The organism is Bilifractor sp. LCP19S3_H10, assembly GCF_052119185.1.
Lineage (GTDB): Bacteria > Bacillota > Clostridia > Lachnospirales > Lachnospiraceae > Bilifractor.
In genome coordinates, this window is record NZ_JBQKFT010000028.1 from 1 (window position 1) to 20,913 (window position 20,913).

Annotated in this window: 26 protein-coding genes; 11 read left to right on the forward strand and 15 right to left on the reverse strand. The window is 42.0% G+C overall.

Annotated elements, in window-relative coordinates; genetic code table 11:
- The 7 genes from ACTQZS_RS14080 to ACTQZS_RS14110 all read right to left on the reverse strand — a co-directional run.
- Positions 1-1,766: DNA methyltransferase (locus ACTQZS_RS14080; protein WP_441476365.1), on the reverse strand; the 1,766-nt coding region annotated here is incomplete at its 3' end.
- A 57-nt stretch (positions 1,767-1,823) separates the two neighbouring features.
- Positions 1,824-2,528, reverse strand: coding sequence for a recombinase family protein (locus ACTQZS_RS14085; RefSeq protein WP_441476366.1), 705 nt, complete (start codon positions 2,526-2,528; stop codon positions 1,824-1,826).
- Positions 2,529-3,099: 571 nt separating this feature from the next.
- Positions 3,100-4,434 (reverse strand): hypothetical protein, encoded by a 1,335-nt coding sequence (locus ACTQZS_RS14090; RefSeq protein ID WP_441476367.1) that lies wholly within the window; start codon positions 4,432-4,434, stop codon positions 3,100-3,102.
- A 245-nt stretch (positions 4,435-4,679) separates the two neighbouring features.
- Positions 4,680-5,150 carry a JAB domain-containing protein gene (locus tag ACTQZS_RS14095; RefSeq protein ID WP_441476368.1) on the reverse strand — a complete coding sequence of 157 codons (471 nt, stop codon included), beginning with the start codon at positions 5,148-5,150 and terminating at the stop codon, positions 4,680-4,682.
- Positions 5,147-5,539 carry a hypothetical protein gene (locus tag ACTQZS_RS14100; RefSeq protein ID WP_441476369.1) on the reverse strand — a complete coding sequence of 131 codons (393 nt, stop codon included), beginning with the start codon at positions 5,537-5,539 and terminating at the stop codon, positions 5,147-5,149. The genes ACTQZS_RS14095 and ACTQZS_RS14100 overlap by 4 nt, the downstream gene beginning before the upstream one ends.
- A 62-nt stretch (positions 5,540-5,601) precedes the next feature.
- The gene (locus tag ACTQZS_RS14105) at positions 5,602-6,255 is read right to left on the reverse strand and encodes a DUF5688 family protein (RefSeq protein ID WP_441476370.1); all 654 of its coding nucleotides are present in this window, start codon (positions 6,253-6,255) and stop codon (positions 5,602-5,604) included.
- 70 nt (positions 6,256-6,325) lie between these two features.
- On the reverse strand, positions 6,326-6,625 hold the full coding sequence (locus tag ACTQZS_RS14110; RefSeq protein ID WP_441476371.1) for a hypothetical protein: 300 nt from the start codon (positions 6,623-6,625) through the stop codon (positions 6,326-6,328).
- A gap of 282 nt (positions 6,626-6,907) precedes the next feature.
- On the opposite strand from ACTQZS_RS14110, the gene ACTQZS_RS14115 reads away from it, so the two are divergent.
- From ACTQZS_RS14115 to ACTQZS_RS14160, 10 genes are all read left to right on the forward strand, one after another.
- On the forward strand, positions 6,908-7,141 hold the full coding sequence (locus tag ACTQZS_RS14115; protein ID WP_441476372.1) for a hypothetical protein: 234 nt from the start codon (positions 6,908-6,910) through the stop codon (positions 7,139-7,141).
- A gap of 46 nt (positions 7,142-7,187) precedes the next feature.
- Entirely contained in the window at positions 7,188-7,922 is a 735-nt protein-coding gene (locus ACTQZS_RS14120; protein ID WP_441476373.1) for a hypothetical protein, read from the forward strand.
- Between the two features lie 19 nt (positions 7,923-7,941).
- On the forward strand, positions 7,942-8,640 hold the full coding sequence (locus ACTQZS_RS14125; protein ID WP_441476374.1) for a hypothetical protein: 699 nt from the start codon (positions 7,942-7,944) through the stop codon (positions 8,638-8,640).
- Positions 8,641-8,873: 233 nt separating this feature from the next.
- Positions 8,874-9,149, forward strand: a complete 276-nt coding sequence (locus ACTQZS_RS14130) for a hypothetical protein (protein ID WP_441476375.1) — start codon at positions 8,874-8,876, stop codon at positions 9,147-9,149.
- Positions 9,150-9,680: 531 nt separating this feature from the next.
- The gene (locus tag ACTQZS_RS14135; RefSeq protein ID WP_441476376.1) at positions 9,681-10,781 is read left to right on the forward strand and encodes a hypothetical protein; all 1,101 of its coding nucleotides are present in this window, start codon (positions 9,681-9,683) and stop codon (positions 10,779-10,781) included.
- Positions 10,775-11,038, forward strand: a complete 264-nt coding sequence (locus ACTQZS_RS14140) for a hypothetical protein (RefSeq protein WP_441476377.1) — start codon at positions 10,775-10,777, stop codon at positions 11,036-11,038. Before ACTQZS_RS14135 ends, ACTQZS_RS14140 begins: the two co-directional genes overlap by 7 nt.
- Positions 11,035-12,669 (forward strand): type IV secretory system conjugative DNA transfer family protein, encoded by a 1,635-nt coding sequence (locus tag ACTQZS_RS14145; protein WP_441476378.1) that lies wholly within the window; start codon positions 11,035-11,037, stop codon positions 12,667-12,669. The genes ACTQZS_RS14140 and ACTQZS_RS14145 overlap by 4 nt, the downstream gene beginning before the upstream one ends.
- Before the next feature lie 1,199 nt (positions 12,670-13,868).
- Positions 13,869-14,639, forward strand: coding sequence for a ParA family protein (locus tag ACTQZS_RS14150; RefSeq protein ID WP_441476379.1), 771 nt, complete (start codon positions 13,869-13,871; stop codon positions 14,637-14,639).
- Position 14,640: 1 nt separating this feature from the next.
- Positions 14,641-15,057, forward strand: a complete 417-nt coding sequence (locus ACTQZS_RS14155) for a hypothetical protein (RefSeq protein ID WP_441476380.1) — start codon at positions 14,641-14,643, stop codon at positions 15,055-15,057.
- 79 nt (positions 15,058-15,136) lie between these two features.
- Positions 15,137-15,352, forward strand: coding sequence for a helix-turn-helix domain-containing protein (locus ACTQZS_RS14160; protein ID WP_441476381.1), 216 nt, complete (start codon positions 15,137-15,139; stop codon positions 15,350-15,352).
- A 43-nt stretch (positions 15,353-15,395) separates the two neighbouring features.
- Here the strand turns inward: ACTQZS_RS14160 and ACTQZS_RS14165 are convergent, their stop codons facing one another.
- The 6 genes from ACTQZS_RS14165 to ACTQZS_RS14190 form a co-directional block, all read right to left on the reverse strand.
- Positions 15,396-16,205, reverse strand: coding sequence for a hypothetical protein (locus tag ACTQZS_RS14165; RefSeq protein ID WP_441476382.1), 810 nt, complete (start codon positions 16,203-16,205; stop codon positions 15,396-15,398).
- A 970-nt stretch (positions 16,206-17,175) separates the two neighbouring features.
- Positions 17,176-17,334, reverse strand: a complete 159-nt coding sequence (locus ACTQZS_RS14170) for a hypothetical protein (protein ID WP_441476383.1) — start codon at positions 17,332-17,334, stop codon at positions 17,176-17,178.
- A gap of 17 nt (positions 17,335-17,351) precedes the next feature.
- Positions 17,352-17,498 (reverse strand): hypothetical protein, encoded by a 147-nt coding sequence (locus tag ACTQZS_RS14175; RefSeq protein ID WP_441476384.1) that lies wholly within the window; start codon positions 17,496-17,498, stop codon positions 17,352-17,354.
- Between the two features lie 114 nt (positions 17,499-17,612).
- The gene (locus ACTQZS_RS14180; protein WP_441476385.1) at positions 17,613-17,774 is read right to left on the reverse strand and encodes a hypothetical protein; all 162 of its coding nucleotides are present in this window, start codon (positions 17,772-17,774) and stop codon (positions 17,613-17,615) included.
- Positions 17,775-17,799: 25 nt separating this feature from the next.
- Positions 17,800-18,030, reverse strand: a complete 231-nt coding sequence (locus ACTQZS_RS14185; RefSeq protein WP_441476386.1) for a hypothetical protein — start codon at positions 18,028-18,030, stop codon at positions 17,800-17,802.
- Positions 18,027-18,212, reverse strand: a complete 186-nt coding sequence (locus ACTQZS_RS14190) for a hypothetical protein (RefSeq protein ID WP_441476387.1) — start codon at positions 18,210-18,212, stop codon at positions 18,027-18,029. The genes ACTQZS_RS14185 and ACTQZS_RS14190 overlap by 4 nt, the downstream gene beginning before the upstream one ends.
- 346 nt (positions 18,213-18,558) lie before the next feature.
- Here ACTQZS_RS14190 and ACTQZS_RS14195 point away from each other — a divergent pair, with 346 nt between their 5' ends.
- Positions 18,559-19,083 carry a helix-turn-helix domain-containing protein gene (locus tag ACTQZS_RS14195; protein ID WP_441476388.1) on the forward strand — a complete coding sequence of 175 codons (525 nt, stop codon included), beginning with the start codon at positions 18,559-18,561 and terminating at the stop codon, positions 19,081-19,083.
- Positions 19,084-19,324: 241 nt separating this feature from the next.
- Here ACTQZS_RS14195 and ACTQZS_RS14200 read toward each other — a convergent pair whose 3' ends face one another.
- Both ACTQZS_RS14200 and ACTQZS_RS14205 read right to left on the reverse strand, forming a co-directional pair.
- A complete protein-coding gene (locus tag ACTQZS_RS14200; RefSeq protein ID WP_441476389.1) occupies positions 19,325-19,732 on the reverse strand; it encodes a hypothetical protein in 408 nt (135 codons plus the stop codon).
- 10 nt (positions 19,733-19,742) lie between these two features.
- A partial coding sequence (locus ACTQZS_RS14205; RefSeq protein ID WP_441476390.1) for a type IIL restriction-modification enzyme MmeI occupies positions 19,743-20,913 on the reverse strand: 1,171 nt, incomplete at its 5' end.

Consider the following 20,913-nt stretch of genomic DNA (forward strand, 5'->3'; position numbering starts at 1 on the left):
AAAAAAATATCTATTCCTTCAGAACGTAACAGAGGCCATAATATTGGGGCTTGCTCACCTTGTGTAATACTATTAGTTGATACAAAAGCGCATTTTATTTTTGTATTGGATATAAATTGTGCTGATTTCATATACCAACACGAAACATAATCGAGTACACCAACGCCTTTGTTATGATTAAAGGTATCAAACACTTCTTCTTTCTGTGTTTTTGTTTGTTCCTTCTTTCCGACAAAAGGTGGGTTTCCCATAATATAGTCTAGCTTGTCTGCCGGAATTACATCATTCCAGTCAATTCGAAGAGCATTTCCTTCAACGATATTCGCATTTGTTTTCAAAGGGAGAAATTCTAGATGTTGATTATACAGGATGCTTTCGGTCTCCTTCATCATCTGGCTCTCAGCGATCCAAAGGGCTGTCTTTGCAACCGTGACTGCGAAATCATTAATTTCAATACCGTGAAACTGGCTGATAGAGACCTGGATAGGATTCATCACCTCACCAATAACCATTTGCCCACCCTGCAGGTCACGGATTGTCTGGTTTTCCAGACGCCTGAGCGAAAGATACGTTTCCGTGAGGAAGTTTCCACTTCCGGCTGCGGGATCCAAAAATTCGAGAGACGCAAGCTTCTTCTGGAAATTTTCCAAATGCTGCTTTCTGGTTCTGGTAACGGTCATCTGTTCTATGTCGGACAGTTCTTTCTTTAGATCATCCAAAAATAAAGGATCTATCACCTTGTGAATATTCTCAATGGAGGTGTAATGCATTCCACCGGAGCGGCGTGTTTCCGGATTCAGCGTTGATTCAAATACCGCCCCGAAGATGGTCGGGCTGATGTCAGACCAGTCGAAGTTCTCGCTTGCTTCTCTGAGAAGTAGTTCGCGGATCTCATCCGTAAACATTGGAATTTCAATGTTTTCATCTCTGAAAAGACCACCGTTGACATATGGAAATGCAGCAAGCTCCGGCTCAAGATAGGGATCTCTATCCTCCGGCTTTTGATCCAGTACGCGGAATAGATCAATTAACGCATTTCTCATTCTCTCGGTCCGGAAGCTCTGGAGATAATCATGGAACATCGCCCGTGCGCCAAAGATTCCGGCATCTTCCGCATACAGGCAAAAAACAAGACGTACGCACAATGCATTCAGACTTTTTAAAGAATGTTCATTCGTAGGATCTTTATATTGCTTGATTAATGCATCATATAGCTTGCCTACGATATCTCCGGCCTTTATAGAAATCTCCATCTCATGTGAGATCTCTTTAACATCCTTTTTCACCAAAAAATCAAGAAGAGCATATTTGGTCTGCAAATCAAGCAAGTCAACCTTGGTTGGTTCGGGGACAGATGCTTCCATATCATAAATCCAGATATTCAGGAAATTACAAGTGACAATCCATCTGGCCTTCTCTGACAAAGGGAGATTGTCATTATAACGCTTAGCCTGTTCATATGGCGTCAGCATTTCTCCGCCAGACTGATGCTCTTTCTCATCAAGAGGATGCACAGACCCTTTTTGCTCGATCAGGGCTTTTACGGCTGGAATATATCCGTCTATGTATCTGGTATGGATTTTTCCATCACCTTCCGGCAATTTCACTGGTTTTTCAAATTGGATATAGTCAGTAACATCATTTACACCGAGAACATTTTGGAGAAGCTGGATCCAGTAGGAATGACAATCCTGTTTTTCATCGCCACCATTTCTCCATCTATTTACAAATTGTCTTGCGGCTTCGCGCTGCTCTGCATCTGTCATAATATGCTCCGTTCTGTGTATGGCCTTACTGCCGGCACACAATATTCTCTCTTAGGATTAACTCGCCTTCGTCGTTTCAATATAGTTGCGAAGTTCCTTTTTATATTTATAGTACGTCACTCTTGACACATTGCCAATCAGTTTCATAACTTCCGTATCTTTCAGCGTGCCGTCAAAATCCTTAGAGTACTTGCGGATCTGATCTTTGATCTTGGCAGCCTTTTTCACCGTTACGGTTGCACCAATGGGCCTTCCGATCTGTTTCCCGTTCCTACGGGCAGTCTCAATGCCCTCCCGGGTTCTCTGGTGCAGATCATCAATCTCCTTCTGTGCCTGGTCAAACGCAACACGGATTTGATTCTTCTCCAGCTCCTTCAGGAATTCGTTCACGCCGGAAAGGATCTTGTCTACAGCTGTTCCGGTCATCGGAACTGCTGTCCTCAATGCCTGCCGATATGTATCGGTATTGATCGTCGGCTCTTTCAGGAAGATCAGATTGACATCTTCATTGTAAAGCTTCTCGTACAGCTCATACCCTTCTTCCGCATTCCTGGACATACGGGACACAGAATCAAAGATAATGGTATCGCCGGGCCGGATCCGCTTCAGCAGCTTATCGAATTCCGGACGGTCCGTTGTCGTTCCTGTATAGACCTCCCGGATGATCTTTGCGTTCGGATATGCTCGGAGGATATTCCGTTCCTGTCTGTCTATGTTCTGTTTTGCTGTTGAGATTCGACAATATCCGTAGGTAAGATTCATAAACGCCTCCAAAATAGTTATAAAATAGACAACCGTTTATATTATAACGTTATTTTGCTTCTACACCATCTCTAATACACGCGGAAATAATGTATATATAACCGTTACGTCTATTATATAACTTTTTCTTCGGCTTTTCACCAGCTGTTGCAAAAAAATTTGTATACGATGACACGACCTGCGATATGTAGAAATCTCTGTTTTGAAACTCTATTCTTGCAAAAATCCGCATCAAAATAGGTATGCCTTGCAGCATACCCTACTTTGACAATTATTGATATTTTTTTCACTCTGTGCTATCTTCTGATTATAAGATAACGCGTTGGATTCCAGTCCGTCCAGGACGTAAAGGAGAGGGGCCTTATCGCTACTCGCCACTGGTTTGAACGTGTCATCGAAAGAGACTAATGCGATACCTTCTGGACTCCACCTGCTTCGGCAGGTGCACCCGAACTTGCATCAGTCTCTTTTTGTGTTTGCAATGTCATTTTCATACATATGATAATAAGATTTGCATATACCAACCGGGAAGTCTCATCATCATGAGCATATCCGACTCATATCTTTTAAGTTATGATACTATTGGAGTGTTTACAATATTTACCATATATGTATATCTAGGTTTGTTCTTTCGGATGAGATATCTGAAGTACTCCCTCATTTTATTCTGATCAACATTGTTATAACAAAAATGATTTATGTTTATATCATCATCTGCACTTCCAGGATGGCATCCAAGTCCTTCTACCCTGTTGTAATAATATGCATCAAGCATGTCATTAATAACGTCTTCCACTATCCATCCATACATTTCTGTCAGATAAGATCCTGCTATATTATCAATATATTTCCATATGAGTCTTGTGCCATGATCTTTCCCTACTGAACAATATAAAAATGATTCTTGGTCAATGATTGGCAGTTCTTCAGCTTTAATCACATCGCCTTCAATGTCTACAACCTCTTTCAGAACAGCCGTATGACTTCTTAACATCTGCTCCTGTTTATGAGAAGACTTCCGCAAACGGCGCTTCGCCGCAGATACAGACGTTAAAAACTGCCTTCTATAAGCATCTGCCATGTTATTAATCAGCAGATATACATAGTCCAAAATATTTGTATCTGCAATTTCCTTCAATTTATTTGTTCTAAGATACTTTTTGACATCTGATCCTGAGATCTTTGCTTCAAATCTGTATATCCTTGAATCTGGTGCAGGAAATTCAAGGATCTCTTTCTTGTCAATCATCTCCCTTGTTTTATCATAAAACACATACGATAACCCCGTTTTTACAGCTCTCTTATTTTTAACAAGAATCGACGATACTCCGTCTCCATATGTGTCAGAGGCTATTGTCTTGGAAGGTTTGTCAAATCCCATACTCTTTCCTCTTCTGTAGAAGCCTTTCATAACCAAATACCTTGACCATATCGGTATCATATCGCTTATTGTCGTGTAAGCTATCTCTATCGATCTTATAATTGCTTCATCAATAATGAGATCGATAGAAAATTTATGTACTACACTATCTTTAACTCTGTTCAGATGTTCCATTATAGCTTCTACACTTTGTGTTCTGACATTAACTTTCTCATCAGATACAAGATCAATAATGGCATATGTACTAACTGCACTTCTTCCTGCATACAAAGCATAACCATGCTGACATATCCGGATTGATGCAATACCGCTGAGTATAGAATGATCTTCAGGTCCTGCTGTTACCTTGCACTGTGTATCTGGCAGATCTTGGTTTTTCTTCATAAGCTGTTCTACATCCACACTTCTAATGCCTATACATCCGACTGTAACCTTATCTATTCCCCAGTATGATACACCTGCAGTAAACGATTCTTTTACGTACTGCAATGTCTCCTGATACTCCTGTCTGCTTTTTCTTGGCATATAGCTAATCTCCCATTTAATTCATGTTTGTTAATAGCTTAAAAACCAGCAGTTTTTATTTTCCGTTCTTAACAAAAATGCTGTGTTTATGCGGTTCCCCAGCTATTAATGGTCAATTCTCACCGCCAATAAAATGGCGGAATAAGATCTCTCATAAATAAAATGGTTGATTTTTAAAAAATATTTTCCTAGATAAGACAGGAAAAGCCCGTAATTGTAATTTCAATTACAGGCTTTTGATAGGATCAGTTGCTGTAGTGTCCTTCATTTCTGAAGGAATAGTATCCACACCGTCCGATGATCATAAAATCAGTCAGCGGGATCCCCATGAGATCTCCGGCTTCTCTTAGCTTTCCAAAGATGGATATATCTTCATCCGACGGGAAAACCCATCCAGATGGATGGTTATGCGCAATGGCAAAGGACAACGCCCCTGATAACACCGCTCGCTGAAAGACTTCTCTTATTCCGACCAACGACATAGTGGCCGATCCATGAGACAGTTCAAAAACAGCAGTTGGGACGTACCTGTTATCAAAGCAAATCATATATACATACTCCTCTGACAAATCTTTCATGCGAAAAACTGCATTTAGCATCTCGGAAATCTTTTGAGGGCTGTTAAACTGCTCTTCTGTATATTCGTGATTAGCCTCTTGGACGAGATACGGATGTTTATCTTCATCCATATACATGGTATAAGTTGTTATCTTCATCGTTTGCCCTCCCCAGTATTCTGTTTTTCCACCTGACACATCCGAAAGAAAAATGCACGTTTTTTATAAAAGCCCTGTTTTTCAGGGCTGATCTCTGTTTTATCCGTAGATGCTGAGGAATCATCCGTCTTCTCTGCGGTTTTCTTTTTATCGGATGTTTTCTTTCGACGCGGCATCCAGATCTCTATCACTGCGGCGGCATGCTCTCCTCTCTTGACGATGAATCCGTTATGTTTCCAAACGTCATATGTCAACAGAGGCTCCGGTTCCGGGATCTTTTTTGTTGTACCATCTTCTGCTGTAAATTCGAGGATCCGACCGGTAGACCCGATTTTTCCTTCTTTCATTAATTTCAGTCGCTCATGCAAAATGATTGTTGCATTATCCATAACGAGGATCTCCCTTCTTATAAAAAAACCCCAGAGGCGTTATGCCCCTGGGTTGAATGTTTTTACTGAATTACAGCTATATCATTACCATTTACGATATATACACAGTCTGCCAGACGATCTTCCATCGCAACCTGGGTCGAATTGATTTCACAGACCATATTTAACAATTCTCTTGTATATGCTTCATCTCCTTTCTGAACCGGGGTAGCAAGCACTTCATGAATTGACGAGGGTAAGATTGCAAATCGATTACCTAATTTTTCATGCAGCTCATCCAGAACCCGATCCGAAAGGATCATCGATGCGCCTCTGACACGCGATTTATTCGAGATGACGTAGATAGGCGGTACATCGTCAACTGCCACACCGCCCAGATCTGAAAGCGTATCGGACATCGTCCTGATTGTGCAGACGGAATCAATGTTCTGAATTGCAGCTTCGTAAAGCTCATCTTCTGATATTCCGGATGTGATCAGTAGATTTTTCGTTATCACCAATGAAGCCTGAGGATCCGCATCTGCCTGATCCAACGGAACTGAGAAAGTAACAGTGAGATTGTTCCACCTGCGGACGATGCGTCCGGACTGAAGATAAGAAAGCTCTTTGACTGAGTTGGAAAGCACCGGCTGTACAAATGCCAGTATCTGCTTTTTTAACTTCATCGGATTACTGGATACCATGAAAGAATTTAAGGATGTTACTTCTGTAGACATAACTGTCTCCTTTCCGGGCTATTCTGCCCTGTGAAAAATTATTTTTGGATATAAAAATCCGGATGGCTGATTACTCAACCACCCGGTACTTACCGATGCCGTAGCTGTCTGTCACGATGCCTACGATTGAATTCAGCGCGTCTGCCCAGCTTCCAGCTTTTGCTGTCGCGCTTTGCTTTTGAAGCCAATTTCTGGCTGCATATAAAGCTTTTGGATTAGCTGTTTTATCAAAAACGTAGTATATTTCTTTCTCAAAATTGTCTTCTCTGAGTCTCTCCATCTTCTGGAGATTTTCCTCCGAGCAGTCGATTGCTGTTATCTCAATTCTGTATCGAGATATGATTGTTGCTGATGTGATTTCGATCGTCATCTTTCTTATCCTCCTGTCATCATTGTCTGAATCCGTAGCCGCTTTATTCAGTTTTCAAGGTTCTTAAGATTTTTTGCTTGTTGACACTGAGCACCTAAGTGCGCGGATGCTGCTTTGCAAGGATGCCCGCAGGGCACTCGCCGAGAAAAATTTATTCGTGACGCTTTTTGGAACGGATAAATTTTTCCGTCCTTGCAAATCCAAGCAGCCGTGTACTAAGGTGTCTCCTCAACAAGCATTATTAAGAATTTTGAAAACGGAAGCAGGCATGGATTAAACAGGATGCCAGTAGGAAAAGGAGATAATAGAGTTCATTCAGCCATGGACTTTTTGTCAAACTTTTCCCGCCTGGGAGCTGGGAAGGCGGGAGGGAACAAGGCGTCTTTGCTGACCGCGTACGCTCTTGGTTCGCGGCAGCTTGCCGAGAGGAAGGGTGGTAGGAATGGTATTGGAATAAAGGTAAAAGTCACTGCTGAAAAATCCGTAAATAACTCGCTTGACAAACTGAATAGTTAAGTATACAGTTATGTATATAGTAATTGAAGTGTGAGGAGAATTGTAAATGGAAAAGCGAAAGCGTATGTCTCTAGACATGTCAGCTGAACAGTACGATCTGCTTGAGAAAGCCTCCCGAGATGCTGGAACCACGAATGGACGATATATTCTGTTTCTTATTCAGCAGTTTCTGGATCTGCCTGACAGCGTCCGCCACTCTCTCTTCAAATTCTGCGCATCCAGAGCCCAGGAAGCCGTATCGATGGCAAAGGAAAGCTCCGGTTTTCAGCAGGAAGAGTGGAAACAATCTGCCGCGTCTTACCGGAATTTGGCGTTCTTTTTCCAAAAAGATGAAGCATTTGAATCCGCAGGAAGCATGCATGCAATTCAGCTGAAAAATGGTACGCTGCTTATCCCTAATAACTGGCTGATACTCGATAATGCTGATCCAAAAAAATGTCAATATGCTGGCGTAGTCGAAGTCCAGAACGGTGACCGATACAATATCCCTCATGCCGTTTTCTTTACGAATTCAAAGTATGGAAAAGACTACAGCAAAGATTTCATCCGCAGCATTACAGATCTCTGCAGAAAGAAGATTCCGACATTCGCAGACATGGAAAAAGACATCGTACAGCCACAAAGAGAAAATGGATCATATGGTCCGCTTCTTAACGCGGAAAAGTATCTCGCCTCTCCCAAAATCGGTTTTTTCAATATTCCGGTAGAAGGGGATCCGGTTTATTTTTCGGTCAGAAATTATGAGCCACCATATGGAGCAATAATTAGAATAACCAAATAAAATAAGGACGAATCTCTATATGAAAAATTTTAATATTTCTGATCTTCGGAAGGTTGCTTCCGATCCGAAGGCACTGGAAGCCATCAAAAAAGCATCTCCTCAGTTTGCCAATATATCCGCGGAAGATTTTCAAAAAATTGTTGCTGGAGCAGAAGATCATTTGGAAAAATTCGAAGATAAATATGGGAACCTGACTCTGGGAGAAATACTGCATATGCATCCTCTCCGATACGAAGATCTACATTCTTATACTCTTAGAGATTTTACGGAAAAGCTGATCCGCATTAACGATATAGATATTATCAATTTGATTGAGATCCTGAATAACGGAGATGGACTGGTTACAACCAAAAACATTGGAAAATCCGATGGTTTTCGTTACGTCTTTGTCAGAAAAAACCATATGCTTTATCTGTATTCGTTGAAGGATACAACAAACACTACCGTAGTTCTTTCCCTGGCTTATGTTTTGCCGTTTACAAAAGAAACCTTGGTCAACTTCATCATGCCGGAATTTCAAAATTGCAATAAGATTTTTAAAGTACCAGAAAGACTGATCACGGATGCAGAAAAGATAGTCTGCACTAATTGTAGTGCTGACAAATCTGCTCATATTTGGAACCGTCTCACAGCTGATATCGAAAAATATTTTGAGTATATCTTTCAGGAGGATCCCAAGTCTATACTAAAAACAGAAGTAGAACCGATGGCAAAATGACGCGGACGAATTAGAAAAAGAGCTGCCGATGCTGGTAACATCTGCAGCTCCGCGATACGACCATCAGAGATGATAATATCGACCGCAAACCTTATTATATCATCTTTGATTCTCATATCTATTTCCAATTTCATTTCAATCATTTTTTCCATATTTTTATCACAGAAACTGCCGGACTATCTGGCATTTTTCTGCCAGGTTTTCCGGCCATCTTTAAATGGAGGAAACCAAAAATGGCTAAAAAAACTCTTTCGATTGCGGAGCAGATTTCCGCGCTGGAAACTGATCTCGCCAGCAAAAATGAAGAGATCAAAACCTACGAAAAAAGCATTGACAAGTTGTTGAAAGCTCTCTTCGGTATGGACAAAAAAAGCATCGATAAACTGATCGCTGAAAGCAGAAAAAGCACTTCCGATGAAGCCGAAGAAGTACCGGCGGCAGACGGGGTAGATGTGGAAATTTCCGAAGGAATTTCCGCATCGGAGGGGCAGAGCCCCTATGCAATCTGAACGCCTGGATGGCGTAAAGATTGCATGCTGAGGTAGGAAAAAAATGCGACCCGGCAGGAGAGCATTTTTTGCCGTAGGACGGGCACCGTCCTGACCGCCTGACGCGAGGGTTCCGGAGCTTCACGAGACATCCTTCTGAGCGGCAGCTCAGAAGAGGTGATCGAAGTGAGGCGGCGGAGCCTGATGCGCAGGCGGCGGGGTAGGTAAGGCTTCGCTCAGGGAGGGGCGCTCCCTCCCTGTTGAGAACAAATTACCCGTAGGGCAAGGACGCAGTCCGCAGGGGAATCTATGATTCCCTAATTTGTATAGGGCAGATGCGCAGATCGGCGGCGCTGCCAGCTCCATTGGAAGCCTTGAAAAGACGCGCTTCCGCGTGCCTTTTCCGGCGACCTTTGGAGCACCATGCAACTAGGTCATTGGGAGCATGCCGGCACGCAAAGCGGGTCCGGCAGACGACCTTTGACCGGATGCATGGGCAGCAGAGACGCTCTCAGCAGATGGCCTATACCGCACAAAAGCAGAGGCGCAATTATGGAAATAACAAAATTCCAGGGCAGCGAAGTAGCCTATCACATCCGGCACGATTTAAGGGAACTTCCGAATGAAAAAAGCTATGGAAATGAAAGCATTAATCCTGATCTCACAAAGAACAATTACAGCCTGATCGATCGCGGAAAAACAGCCGCAGAAGTGAACCAGTATAGGAAGGAATTGGAGAAAGAAATCTTCCATTACAAGAGAAAAAATTTAGTTCATGCCTGCGAGTGCGTAATCCAATGCCCGTCAGACTGTCCGCAGGAACAAAAAAAAGCCTTTTTTCAGGAGAGCTACAGCTACTTCGTGTCCACTCTTCCGATGGGCGAAAAATGCGTTTTTGTAGCGCAAGTGCACACTGATGAAAAGCACTATGCACCGGATGGAAGCATGATCAGCAAAGATCATCTGCATATCATGTATGTGCCCGGGGTTCCGGATACGAAACACGCCGGATATAAATTCAAATTGTGCGCCGATCAGCTGACCAAAAAGGCCAAGCTTCGGGAGCTTCATCCGGGATTGCAAAGGCATCTGGATGACTGCGGAATTAAGGCCACTGTCTACCGAAAAAAAACCGGAGATGGAAAGGCCATTGCCCTCTCCGTCGGGCAGCTGAAAGAGCTGACAGCGCGGACTGGAATCAAGCTGGATCACTCACTGTCAATCGCAGAACTTTCCCAGATCATTACATCAAATATCTTGAAGGAAAAGCAACTCAAAGACTTCCAGAAAATGCTTCAGGAAAAGGAAGCAGAACTCTCTTCTGCTCTGTCTGATCTTTCGGCAGCAAACCAGCAGCTCCTGGCCGTTGAAGAAAAAAAAGATGCCGCCGTCAGCGCATCAAAAGAAAAAATCCAAGGCCTGGATAACGATCTCAAAAAGACCAGAGATGAGAACCGTATACTGAAGGAAAAACTGGCAGATATGCAGGCATCCTATGAAGCAAAGGAAAACGAACTGTCGGAAGCTAAAGCAAAGATTTCCGATCTGGAAAGGAAACAGGAAAAATCGCTCGATACTGGATGGGGATCGCAATCCGGATGGGGAGATAGTCAAACCCAAAATTTATCTATAGAGGAGGAAAAGATATGGTAATCACAGGAACAACAATCGCAATTGAAGCTGGAAAAACAGCCGTTAAGGCAGGCAAAAAAGTGATGGACGAGGTAGAGCATGCCAGCGAAGAGGCGGCCAGCGGAAAAGGAAAAAACGCTGGCGAGGAAGCAACACAGGAAGTGGAGCGTATGGCAAACCAGGCTGTGTCCCTTGGAACTAAGGCGACCAGTCATATCGTGTCCGGATGGGGAGATTCTTCTGTTTCCAAAGAGAATGACGAGGAGGTAGAAGTATGATCAAGAAAAAAGGTGTCAAGTATACCATAGAATATTACCGACTGATCCCTTACAGTATGGCTCTGATTTTGATCATCATTCTGCAGAATGCAACGTTCAGCATCATCTCCATTCTGCAGGATTATTACAGAGGAAATGTCAGCATCATTTATGAACTGGTCAAAATCGGAATCGCAATTGCTGTTTACGGAGGATGGGGCTTCTTTTTTACATTAAACTGCATGCAGAAGGCATATTTTTACCGCACCGGTAGGAGCTATCGCTACGACCGCGGCCACTACCAGAGGACTTTCGGGGAGCTGGTCGATTATTTTAAAAATGCCGAACCGCATAAACTCAATACTGATAATTTCCCGGTAGCAGACTGGAGGAGCACTAAAGGCCTGATCTTCGGGACTGACAAAAAAGGCCGGCTTATCAGCATCCCTTCAAGTAGCGAATGCAATATCTCCGTCTTCGGTCCCCCGGGATCCGGCAAGACATCCGGAATTGCGATCATCAACGCATGCAGATTTCAAGGGTCCGTTCTGGCTGTTGATATCAAGGGCGATCTGTATAACTACGTCAGCAAGCACACAAAAAGAAAAATCATCCGGTTCGCGCCGGATGCGAAAAATGCCATGCAGATCAGCTGCCATTTTGATCCGTTTGACGGTCTGAAGAAGATGGAACTGACCGATCAGAAACTGTATTTGGAAAGCATGGCCACCATTCTGATCCCGGACGAGGGCGGAAATGAGGGCAACTACTTTTCAACCCGCGCGAGAAAACTCTTTCAAGGGATTGCATTTCTGATTCTCTCAGAAAACCCCAATACAGGATTTCCCGATGTCGTCCACCAAATTCTGCAGGGAAATGTTTTTGACTGGGTTAAGAAAGCCATAAGAAGCGATTGTGAGCCTGCCAAAGAGCTTTTGAGTTCATTCTACGGAAACAACGAAAAGAACGTCTCCGGGGCATACGACGCCCTCACAACAGCACTGGTACACTTCTCTAATCCGATCCTGGACGAGCTGTTATCAAAGAACGGGCCGTCTGTCTCCATTCGGGACCTGGAATCTGGTACGGATGTATATTTACAGATTAAGCAGGAGCATCTAGACGCCTACGCGCCCCTCTTTACACTGCTGATCCAATCCTTCAGCATGGCCTTTACCCGCCGCCCTGACAGCTCTACCGGAGTCAAAAACAGGCCAATTCTGATGTTATTGGATGAATTCCCGCAGCTCACTTTCAGCTATCAAATGATTAATAGCAGCTTGAGTACCTTACGTTCAAAATCAGTAATAGTTATTATTATTCAGCAGAATTTAAGCCAGCTGGAGTACCGTTACCAGCCCGCCGGTGTGCGATCTATTATTGGCAACTGCAACTACCAGATTATCTTGGGAAGCAACGATATTAACAGCAGCAAGATCTTTTCCGATACCTTCGGTGTTAAGAAGGTTTTGAAGGTATCCAACTCCATCTCCCATGCCAAGTCCGTGACAACAGGAAGGTCTGTCCAGGAGACAACAGAAAAGGTCTTCCCGCCTGAAGTTTTCGGGGACCTTCCTGCCGAAAAGAAACTAATCCTTTATTGCAAAGGAAAGTATGCGGAGCTTATCAAGCTTAACTGCTACCAAGATTAACAAAAAACCATGTACTCTTTCGAAGGGTACCTAGCTACTCTTTACCTTTTAGATATCCTTAAGATAAGCCCCCCCTCGAAGCCGTTGTCTTAAAAACACTATATTTTAGCCTTGACTTCCAATCCAGCTACGGATAGGCTTTGGTGGTGAGCAGGGCCAACGGCTTCTCTCCCCCCTGCTATGCCAAATCTGCACGAATTGACATAGCAGAGGTCGGAGAAGGATAACTTGACAGGCTCAGTATGGAGCCGCACGGTATCCGTATCCTCCCGAATATTACTATCCGGCACGCTGCTGCACTGCTGCAAGGGCCTCGGATCTGCCTTGATAGCCCTGGATTATCATCTCCATCGCGTGAACCCCCCTCCCGAGCTGTTTTGGTACTTTAAACCTTGAAGGAAGGCTTGCTTAAGGTCTTCCAGCCAGCTGGGCGACAGGATCGGTCACACCTACTTCGATCGAATGGAAATCGTCGTAGTCGATATTTTTACATCGGGGTCGTACACTTTTTAGTCTCAGCAGCTGCACTGGTTGACCATGCATCACCCGATAAAAATAGCGGCACGACGGCACCCTCTAACGGTCATCAATACCTGTCTTATCTGTGATAAACCCAGAGTCCATGCAGGTAGAATTTTTTTTACGCGATTTCATTTTCAACGCGCCTCTTCTTCCTCCCCGGATCCAGGCTGTCCTATGCCGTTTTAGATGATAAAAAAGAGTTCTGATACAGACATCTCTTCTGCACCAGAACTCCAAAAGTTCTATTTATCGTCTTTTACTGGCATAGGCCCCAACATCTTGTGATTGCAAAAATCCCAATTCTGCCCTATAATAGGGCTGTATAGAAGGTTGAGAGCTTACCTGTGGACGGCATGTGCTAGATGCCTGAAGCTATTCGGGATCGCCAAATCCCAAAAGCCTTAATTTATTATTAAAAAAAACGCTGGCGCCAACCGGCGTTTTTTTATTGCTCTTTTTCACATTTCAAATCATACCACCGTTTCATCTTGTAATCAACAGAAAATTCACTTTTTGATGAATATTTTCAATTTAATACTTGATTATTTACTATAAACTATTATAATTTATTATATAGTATGATATAATATAAATAAGAATCATATAGTATTATATCTTATTATTTTTTATAATATTTTATTATTAACTATTGTTATTTATGTGTGATTGGAGGTTATATGGCAACTAAAATTGCTATCACTAATGCCAAGGGGGGCGTTGGGAAAACAACAACTGCATTAAACATTGCAGATGCACTTATGTACATTGGATATAAAGTTTTATTTATTGATCTAGACCCTCAGGCTAACAGTACATCCGTATATGAAGGAAGCATTTCTAGGCGTCCTGGTGAAAAAACATTGCTTAATGTTATGGAGAAAAAGAATTCCCTTTCCGAATGTATCGAGCATACAGCGTTTGGTGACATTGTCCCTGGAGATCCGAAGCTTGCTGATCAAGATGCAGTCTATACTACTAAGATTGGTGGAACGAACATTGTAAAAAACGCATTAAAAGAAGTCGATGGTCTATATGACTTTGTTGTCATGGATACTCCGCCTAATATTGGCGCATATATGCGTAATGCAATTTATGCTGCGGACGGTTGTATCTGTCCTGTGCTTCCCAAAAAATTTGCCATTGACGGGCTGAATCAGTTATTAGATACAATAAAAAGTATCAAAGATGACGGAAATCAAAATCTCAAGATCTATGGCATCCTTCTTACTATTTACGATAAGCGCAATTCACAGGACCGTGCTCTAAAAGAGCAACTTCCTGTTTTTGGAAAAGAGCTTGGATTCCATGTGTTTAAGACACCAATTCGAACATGCCAGGATGTTGAAAAAGCTCTTGCCGAATGTAAAAGTCTATTCCGAACAAAGGGCAATTCGAATGGGGCTATGGACTACGCAGCTCTTGTGCAGGAATTGTTAGAGGTATTATAAAATGGCAAACAAGAAGTCAAATGCTTCTCTTGGAGCTCTGGATGCTTTAAAGGCCCGTATGGATCACACAAATCATGATCGCACGGAAGAAGAAAATAGAGCGCCGGAGACAGCCACCGAAGTAATCAAACAGCAATCACAGCAAAGTAAAACTGAGAGTACGAATATACCATCTGCATCTAATAAAATGGAGAAAAAGAAAGCATCCGCTTCAAAAAGCTCTTCTGATTCGCCTGGTCCAGGTAGGCCAAAACTCGCTAATGGAAGAAAACGAGTACAGATGACATTGACATTAAGTCCCGAAACGAACAATAAATTAAAAAAATGGGCTGAATCCATGCCAAAATCAGCGCCGAAACTTATAAGCGACTACTTTGATTTTTACGTAGACGATTTTATTAAAAATTATAAAAAATAATATTTTATAATATTTTATTATTGCATATTATATGTTATTGTTTTTATTTCCTTTGTAATTTAACGAACAGGAGATTAATATGAAAGCTAACGATATTCAAAAAATGCTGATTGATAAAAACATGAATAAAAAAACTCTCGCAGAAAAATGTGGCTGGAGTCCATCGAATCTCAGAAACAAACTAAAACGTGACAACTTTTCTGAAAATGAGTTGAAAACGATCGCTGACGCATTAGACTGCGATTTGGAAATTGATTTTATTCCTCGCAAGGCGCCCAAGAATAGTCAGCAATAACCAGATTTTAAAAAGCAGGGACTAATATTTCCCTGCTTTTCATTTATGCATTAGATAATTCTCTGACCCTATCCTCCAGCATTTCAATTTTCGCCTGAAGCTTAGCATTTTCTTTATCTGCCTTCCTTAGCTGCTCATTCATCTTGCGTTCCCTTTCACTGATTGCCTTCTCTATAGCAAGCTCAGATTGAATTTTTGCATCTTTCAGATCTCTCTGTGCATCTTTTAACTGATCTGATGCAGCTCTTGCATCGTCTTTTGATTTTTCAACCAGCGAATTGTAACGATCTTGTAATGCGGAATATTCTTCTTTTAGCTTTTTATATGCGGCAGCATCAGCTTCTAGGGTAGCCATCTGACGCATAAGAAGATTGTTGCTTGATGTCTTTTCTTCAGCAATAATTCTTGCATCATCGCGTTCACGTAGAGCTTGATCGCGCTCCTCATTAGCCTGCTTTATGGAAACATCCGCTTCCTGTTTTGCCATCTGTGCTTCATTACTGGCCTGTTCTGCCAGAACATTTGCCGCTTCTGTTTCTGCCTTGGCTTTATCAAGTACCGTCTGTTTTTCTTCCAAGGCTTTCTCCAGTCTGTCTTTCAGATCTGCAATCTGAAAATCCTGGCCTGCAACAATGCCCCCGATCTGTTTAATCAAAGTCGTAATGGTGGTATCTATGTCATTTAATTTCTCCCCAAGTTGGGGATGTGTTCCTTTGACAGCTTCTTTAGCTGCTAAGTTCAGTATCCGGAGAAGAGTATCTTCTTTTTTATCTCCATCCATTGCGTACATTTCCATCACTTTATTAGCTGTTTCGATGGTCTCCTGAGACGCTGCAACCGCGAAGTTTGCCATATCTATGCTCCTTCCTCTACATATTGTCACTGAAGTTCTTTTGTAATGTCATTTTAAATCTAAAATTAATATTAATCAATTAATATTAATAACATTACACAAAATATTTTGCTTCGCCTTGTCACCGATTTTGAAATACAAAAATAACTTCTATGCCGTCTTTTCAGAAGATCTCGAATCTGATATTCTGAATATAGCCTTGCGGATCCCGATCCGGATCTGCAGCCGAGCAATTCTGGCATTTCGCCATTCATCCATTATCTTTTATTTTCATATCTGGAGGACCATTCTATGCACTTTTCTGAAGAACAGATTCATACCATAACCGCGCACGGATATTATTATGATTGGAAGATTATTGGCAACACCTTTACTGGGCGATCCATATTAAATGGGATCAAATGGCGTATTATAAGCAGAGGAAATGATATTTTCGACGTGTATGTGTGGAATTATTCGGAGTGGAAGAAATTACGATCCGTGATTGATATTGCATCTACATATGCTGTGCTTAGCGACTATGAAGATGGCTGGTGTAAACGTCATCCTGAGCCCAAACACCGGATATGACTTTTTTGTCGCAAAATGGGTCTTTGACGACTGGTTTACAGCCATCTCTTTACTCAAATAATCCTCCCTGCTATACAAACATACAGGGAGGATTTCAGTCTTTAATATGCGGGTCGTTATGAATTCTGCAATTTATGTATTCTAAGTATGTACTCAACTCCATTAATTCTTCTGGTCCTTCTTAAATATTTGACCCATGCAATCTTTAGTCGCTTCAGCATATGCTTCACCTCCTTCGTATGGTACATTTTAATCTGATTTTCTTAGGCTTTCCATCCGGAAAATTCTCCAAAATGCAGGCTGTAATTTTTGTATAGTCATAGTTTAACGTACGGTTCAGAGCGTGATAGACAGAAAGATGGCGGCCAATGCTGGCCGCTCATCCCGTATCTATTGCCTATTATCTGCCTCGTTTTGCATAATCTTTTCTAAGAGTACCCAATTTTTTATCGCTTCGGGCATCTCTTCCATTCGGATTTGTGATACATCCATGCGGAAGACCCCTCGTCTTTTCAAAGCTTCCAACGGTGCAGTCGCTACGTGTTTTTCTCACACTCATACTGTATCCCTCCTATATTAATCGTCATCCTCAACATAAAGAATATTCTTGTGTCCACAATATGGACAAATGACATAGGGATATTCATTATCCCCATCCTCCCAGGCTGATACATACACTCCGCCTTTTAATGACCGTTCGCAGTTTTCACATTCATCATTCATAACTTGTCTCCTTTCAAATTTCAAAACCTTCGTGCTGATTTCCTGCATCTATCATGTATGATCCAGCAAAGCAGATATTCTGCTGGTTACATGGCGTTTTGAGCTTTCGATCCGTTAATAATCAGAACTGTTTCTCTTCGCCGTCAGCGATTTCTGGGCGGCGATTCCGATGATGATAACAATAATGTCATCGATCGGGCCAGGCGCTAAATCTACCGGCGATATCACATACAATACAAGTAAAATTCCAAGTAAAACTTTCAGACCATTTTCCATTTCTATATTCTCCTTTATTAATGTGTTAAAGACGTTTATTATAGCTTCCTATGCATCCAATTCCCATCAGTGCTATGGCTCCAATGATCCCGATCCAGCTGAGCAGATATGCGGCCCCAATCATTACCATGATTACTAAAGCAATTTCCACCAAAAATGGAAACAGATGGAACGCAGCCGAGACCATCCATCCAAACAGCTGTACAACTCCAACAATCATTGTGCCTAATAGAACAATGCCAATCAAAGTGATCATTCTGCGTCACCTCCTTCCCGGTTCGTATCTGTTACCAGCATGACTTGTGGCATGTCTGGCTGATCGCTGTCGCCATTGCGAAATTTTGATACATCAGATATCCCGGCTTCTTTGCAGAATGAGGGATTCTGATGTATGAGATCTATAAACATGATTGTTTCAATCCTTTCTTTTACATCCATATGCTCCTCCTTAATCGTTCAGCGGGCTGCATCCAGGCTCCCGCTGAAACAAATTCTTATAAGGAGGTTTAGCAGGCTGATTTTCTTCCCTTCTACCTGCATTTGCCTGGATGGTATATATTACGCGACTGTCCGTACTTCCCAGAAGGGCAATCATTTCATTTCCGGATCCGCGCGGTTTGTGTTCTGTTGTAAGGTGCATTTCTTTTTCTTGATGATTCTATATTACGATCAGGGGTGCTTGAAATATACGTCAGAGACCGTGAAATCAGGCATCAGAATTCCCAGAAATACGGGAAAAGATGGTACAATGAGAAGCATAAATTCGTGTGAGGGGGATCAGACAATGGGAAGTCAGCAGGTGGATCAGGAGAAGAACATTTACTACAGACTAAGGAAAGAAGCAAATATGACAAGAGCCAGGGCAGTTGATGAGATGGACACCATATCAGAAAGAAGGCTGGAAAGCCTGGAATATGGGGAAACAGACGTGCAGCCGGCAGATGTTATAGAAATGGCGAAGGCTTATAAACATCCGGAATTATGCAATTACTATTGCTCGCACGAATGTCCGATTGGAAAAGAGTACGTTCCGGAAGTTGAAATCATGGGGCTTTCCGATATTGTCCTGAAAATACTTTCCTCACTGAATGAGGCAGAGTCTGCCAAAAACCGGCTGATAGAGATGACTGAAGATGGCACGATTTCGGATGATGAAATACCGGATTTTGTAAAAATAAGAAGTGATCTGAAGAAATTGTCGACCGTGACCAGTGCGCTGGATTACTGGGTCAGGAATACAATTTCAGATGGGAAAATCAATGTAGAAAAGATGAAAGAATATGAAAAAAATCAAGAAATGACGCGATGACCTGTCAATGGATAGATGACACATTACTTCACTAGCGAAGAGTTTCACGGTGAAACCTCTATATCAGCTATGTGATTTTCTGGTCATAAATAATGCATTGGATGATATCGGCCGCTCTTCTATACCATACTTATCGCCAAATCCTGATTTGACGACAGGATTTAGGGAGAGCTTTGATCGCTGCTATCCTGGCAGATCAAAGCTCTCAGCTAATATGCATTTTGGAGGCAGCAGAAGGGAATCAATCATCATCGTACCCGGAAGCTTGCAGCACTTTAATCATAAGACTTTTTAAGAACCTCTTTTCGTCTGGATATAAAATCCTTATTTCCTTTCTGTCTGGGTCCCAAATTTTCTTCGATTCCCAAGGCTTCACCATAGCCGACCAATTTATCATAGCACCGTATATGATCTTAACCTGGCGTTTCGTTAAATCCACTTCCTTTATAGCGAATTTATCTGGATCCAGGGCATTGGCCAATTGCTCCATCGCAGATTCCAGATACTCATCCTCGAATGGGTACAGGCCACGGATATCATCTCTGTCAGGATCCCAGAGTCTCAGTTCCTCCGGTTTCTTACCGTATGACCAGTACGACAAAGCATTATACAAAACTCTTACCTCTCGCTCTGTGAATTCTATTTTCATTGCAAAATCCTCATTTGCGGCTTGTCGTGAGTTCCTGATACATTTTCATCAATGCCGCCACACAATCCGATTCTGACATCTTCGTGGTGAATCCATATGCCTGCATTACGGCAATATCGTTCTTCGTATGTGCTTTGCGGAGTTCCGGAGGCATGGTGAGTGGATCGTACAAATCTGCTAGAGATGAATCCGGATATAAAGCACGCGCATCAAGAATACCTTGAGCTGTGTGCTCAATTTTCTGCTTCTGGTCATCAGATGGAGTGGGCCAAGGAAAGGTATTGTATACATTACTTGCAGAGTACTGATAATCTGATTTTAATCTTCCAGCTACCGTTCTCATCCAAGAATTATGTACGTTTGATGTTAAAATACCAAACATAAACAAATCAGCTTTTGGAATTATCAGGGCGCTTCCACTCACAATTGTTAATGGATCCATAAAAGCTATAGGTATATATCTTCTTCTCTGAGAAGACACTTTGGGAAAAACAAGCATGCTTGAATCAGGCTGTCTTATTTCGCCAAACAATGACGGTGTTTCAGCTGCTTTTAATGTTTGGGGTCGATTGCTTTTCAATCGAAATTCCCGAATATCGTGTATTCGTCCCATGATTGTTGGTGACTTTTTGATTTCAGATGGATTTGCATTGACTAGCCATAAACACCAATGTTTTTGGTTCTTTATGAGTTCTGCACCGCCAATATAATTTCGGATGTACATACGACAGTTAGGGTTTTCTTTTAAGATTATCTTGACATCATCTTCATTTAAGGTGAATCCTCCATTATCAATTGGCATACTTCCATAAGACATTTTAGGAACATTACACAAAGGAGTTGTTCTTGAAATAACCACCACAAAAGGCGCATCGATTAAATAGGGATTTATTTCTGAAACTAGTCTATGTTCAACTTCTGCAATTATTCTGTTTCCTGATTTTTTATATGAAGTAATAAAAAGTTGTTTTTTCCTTTGTCGATTTTGTGCAATATTAAAACCTATAATTACGCAATGCACATGCGCCTTAATATCTGCCTCGCTATCCCAAATAAAAGTACGCCATGCAAAAAAAATATCTATTCCTTCAGAACGTAACAGAGGCCATAATATTGGGGCTTGCTCACCTTGTGTAATACTATTAGTTGATACAAAAGCGCATTTTATTTTTGTATTGGAT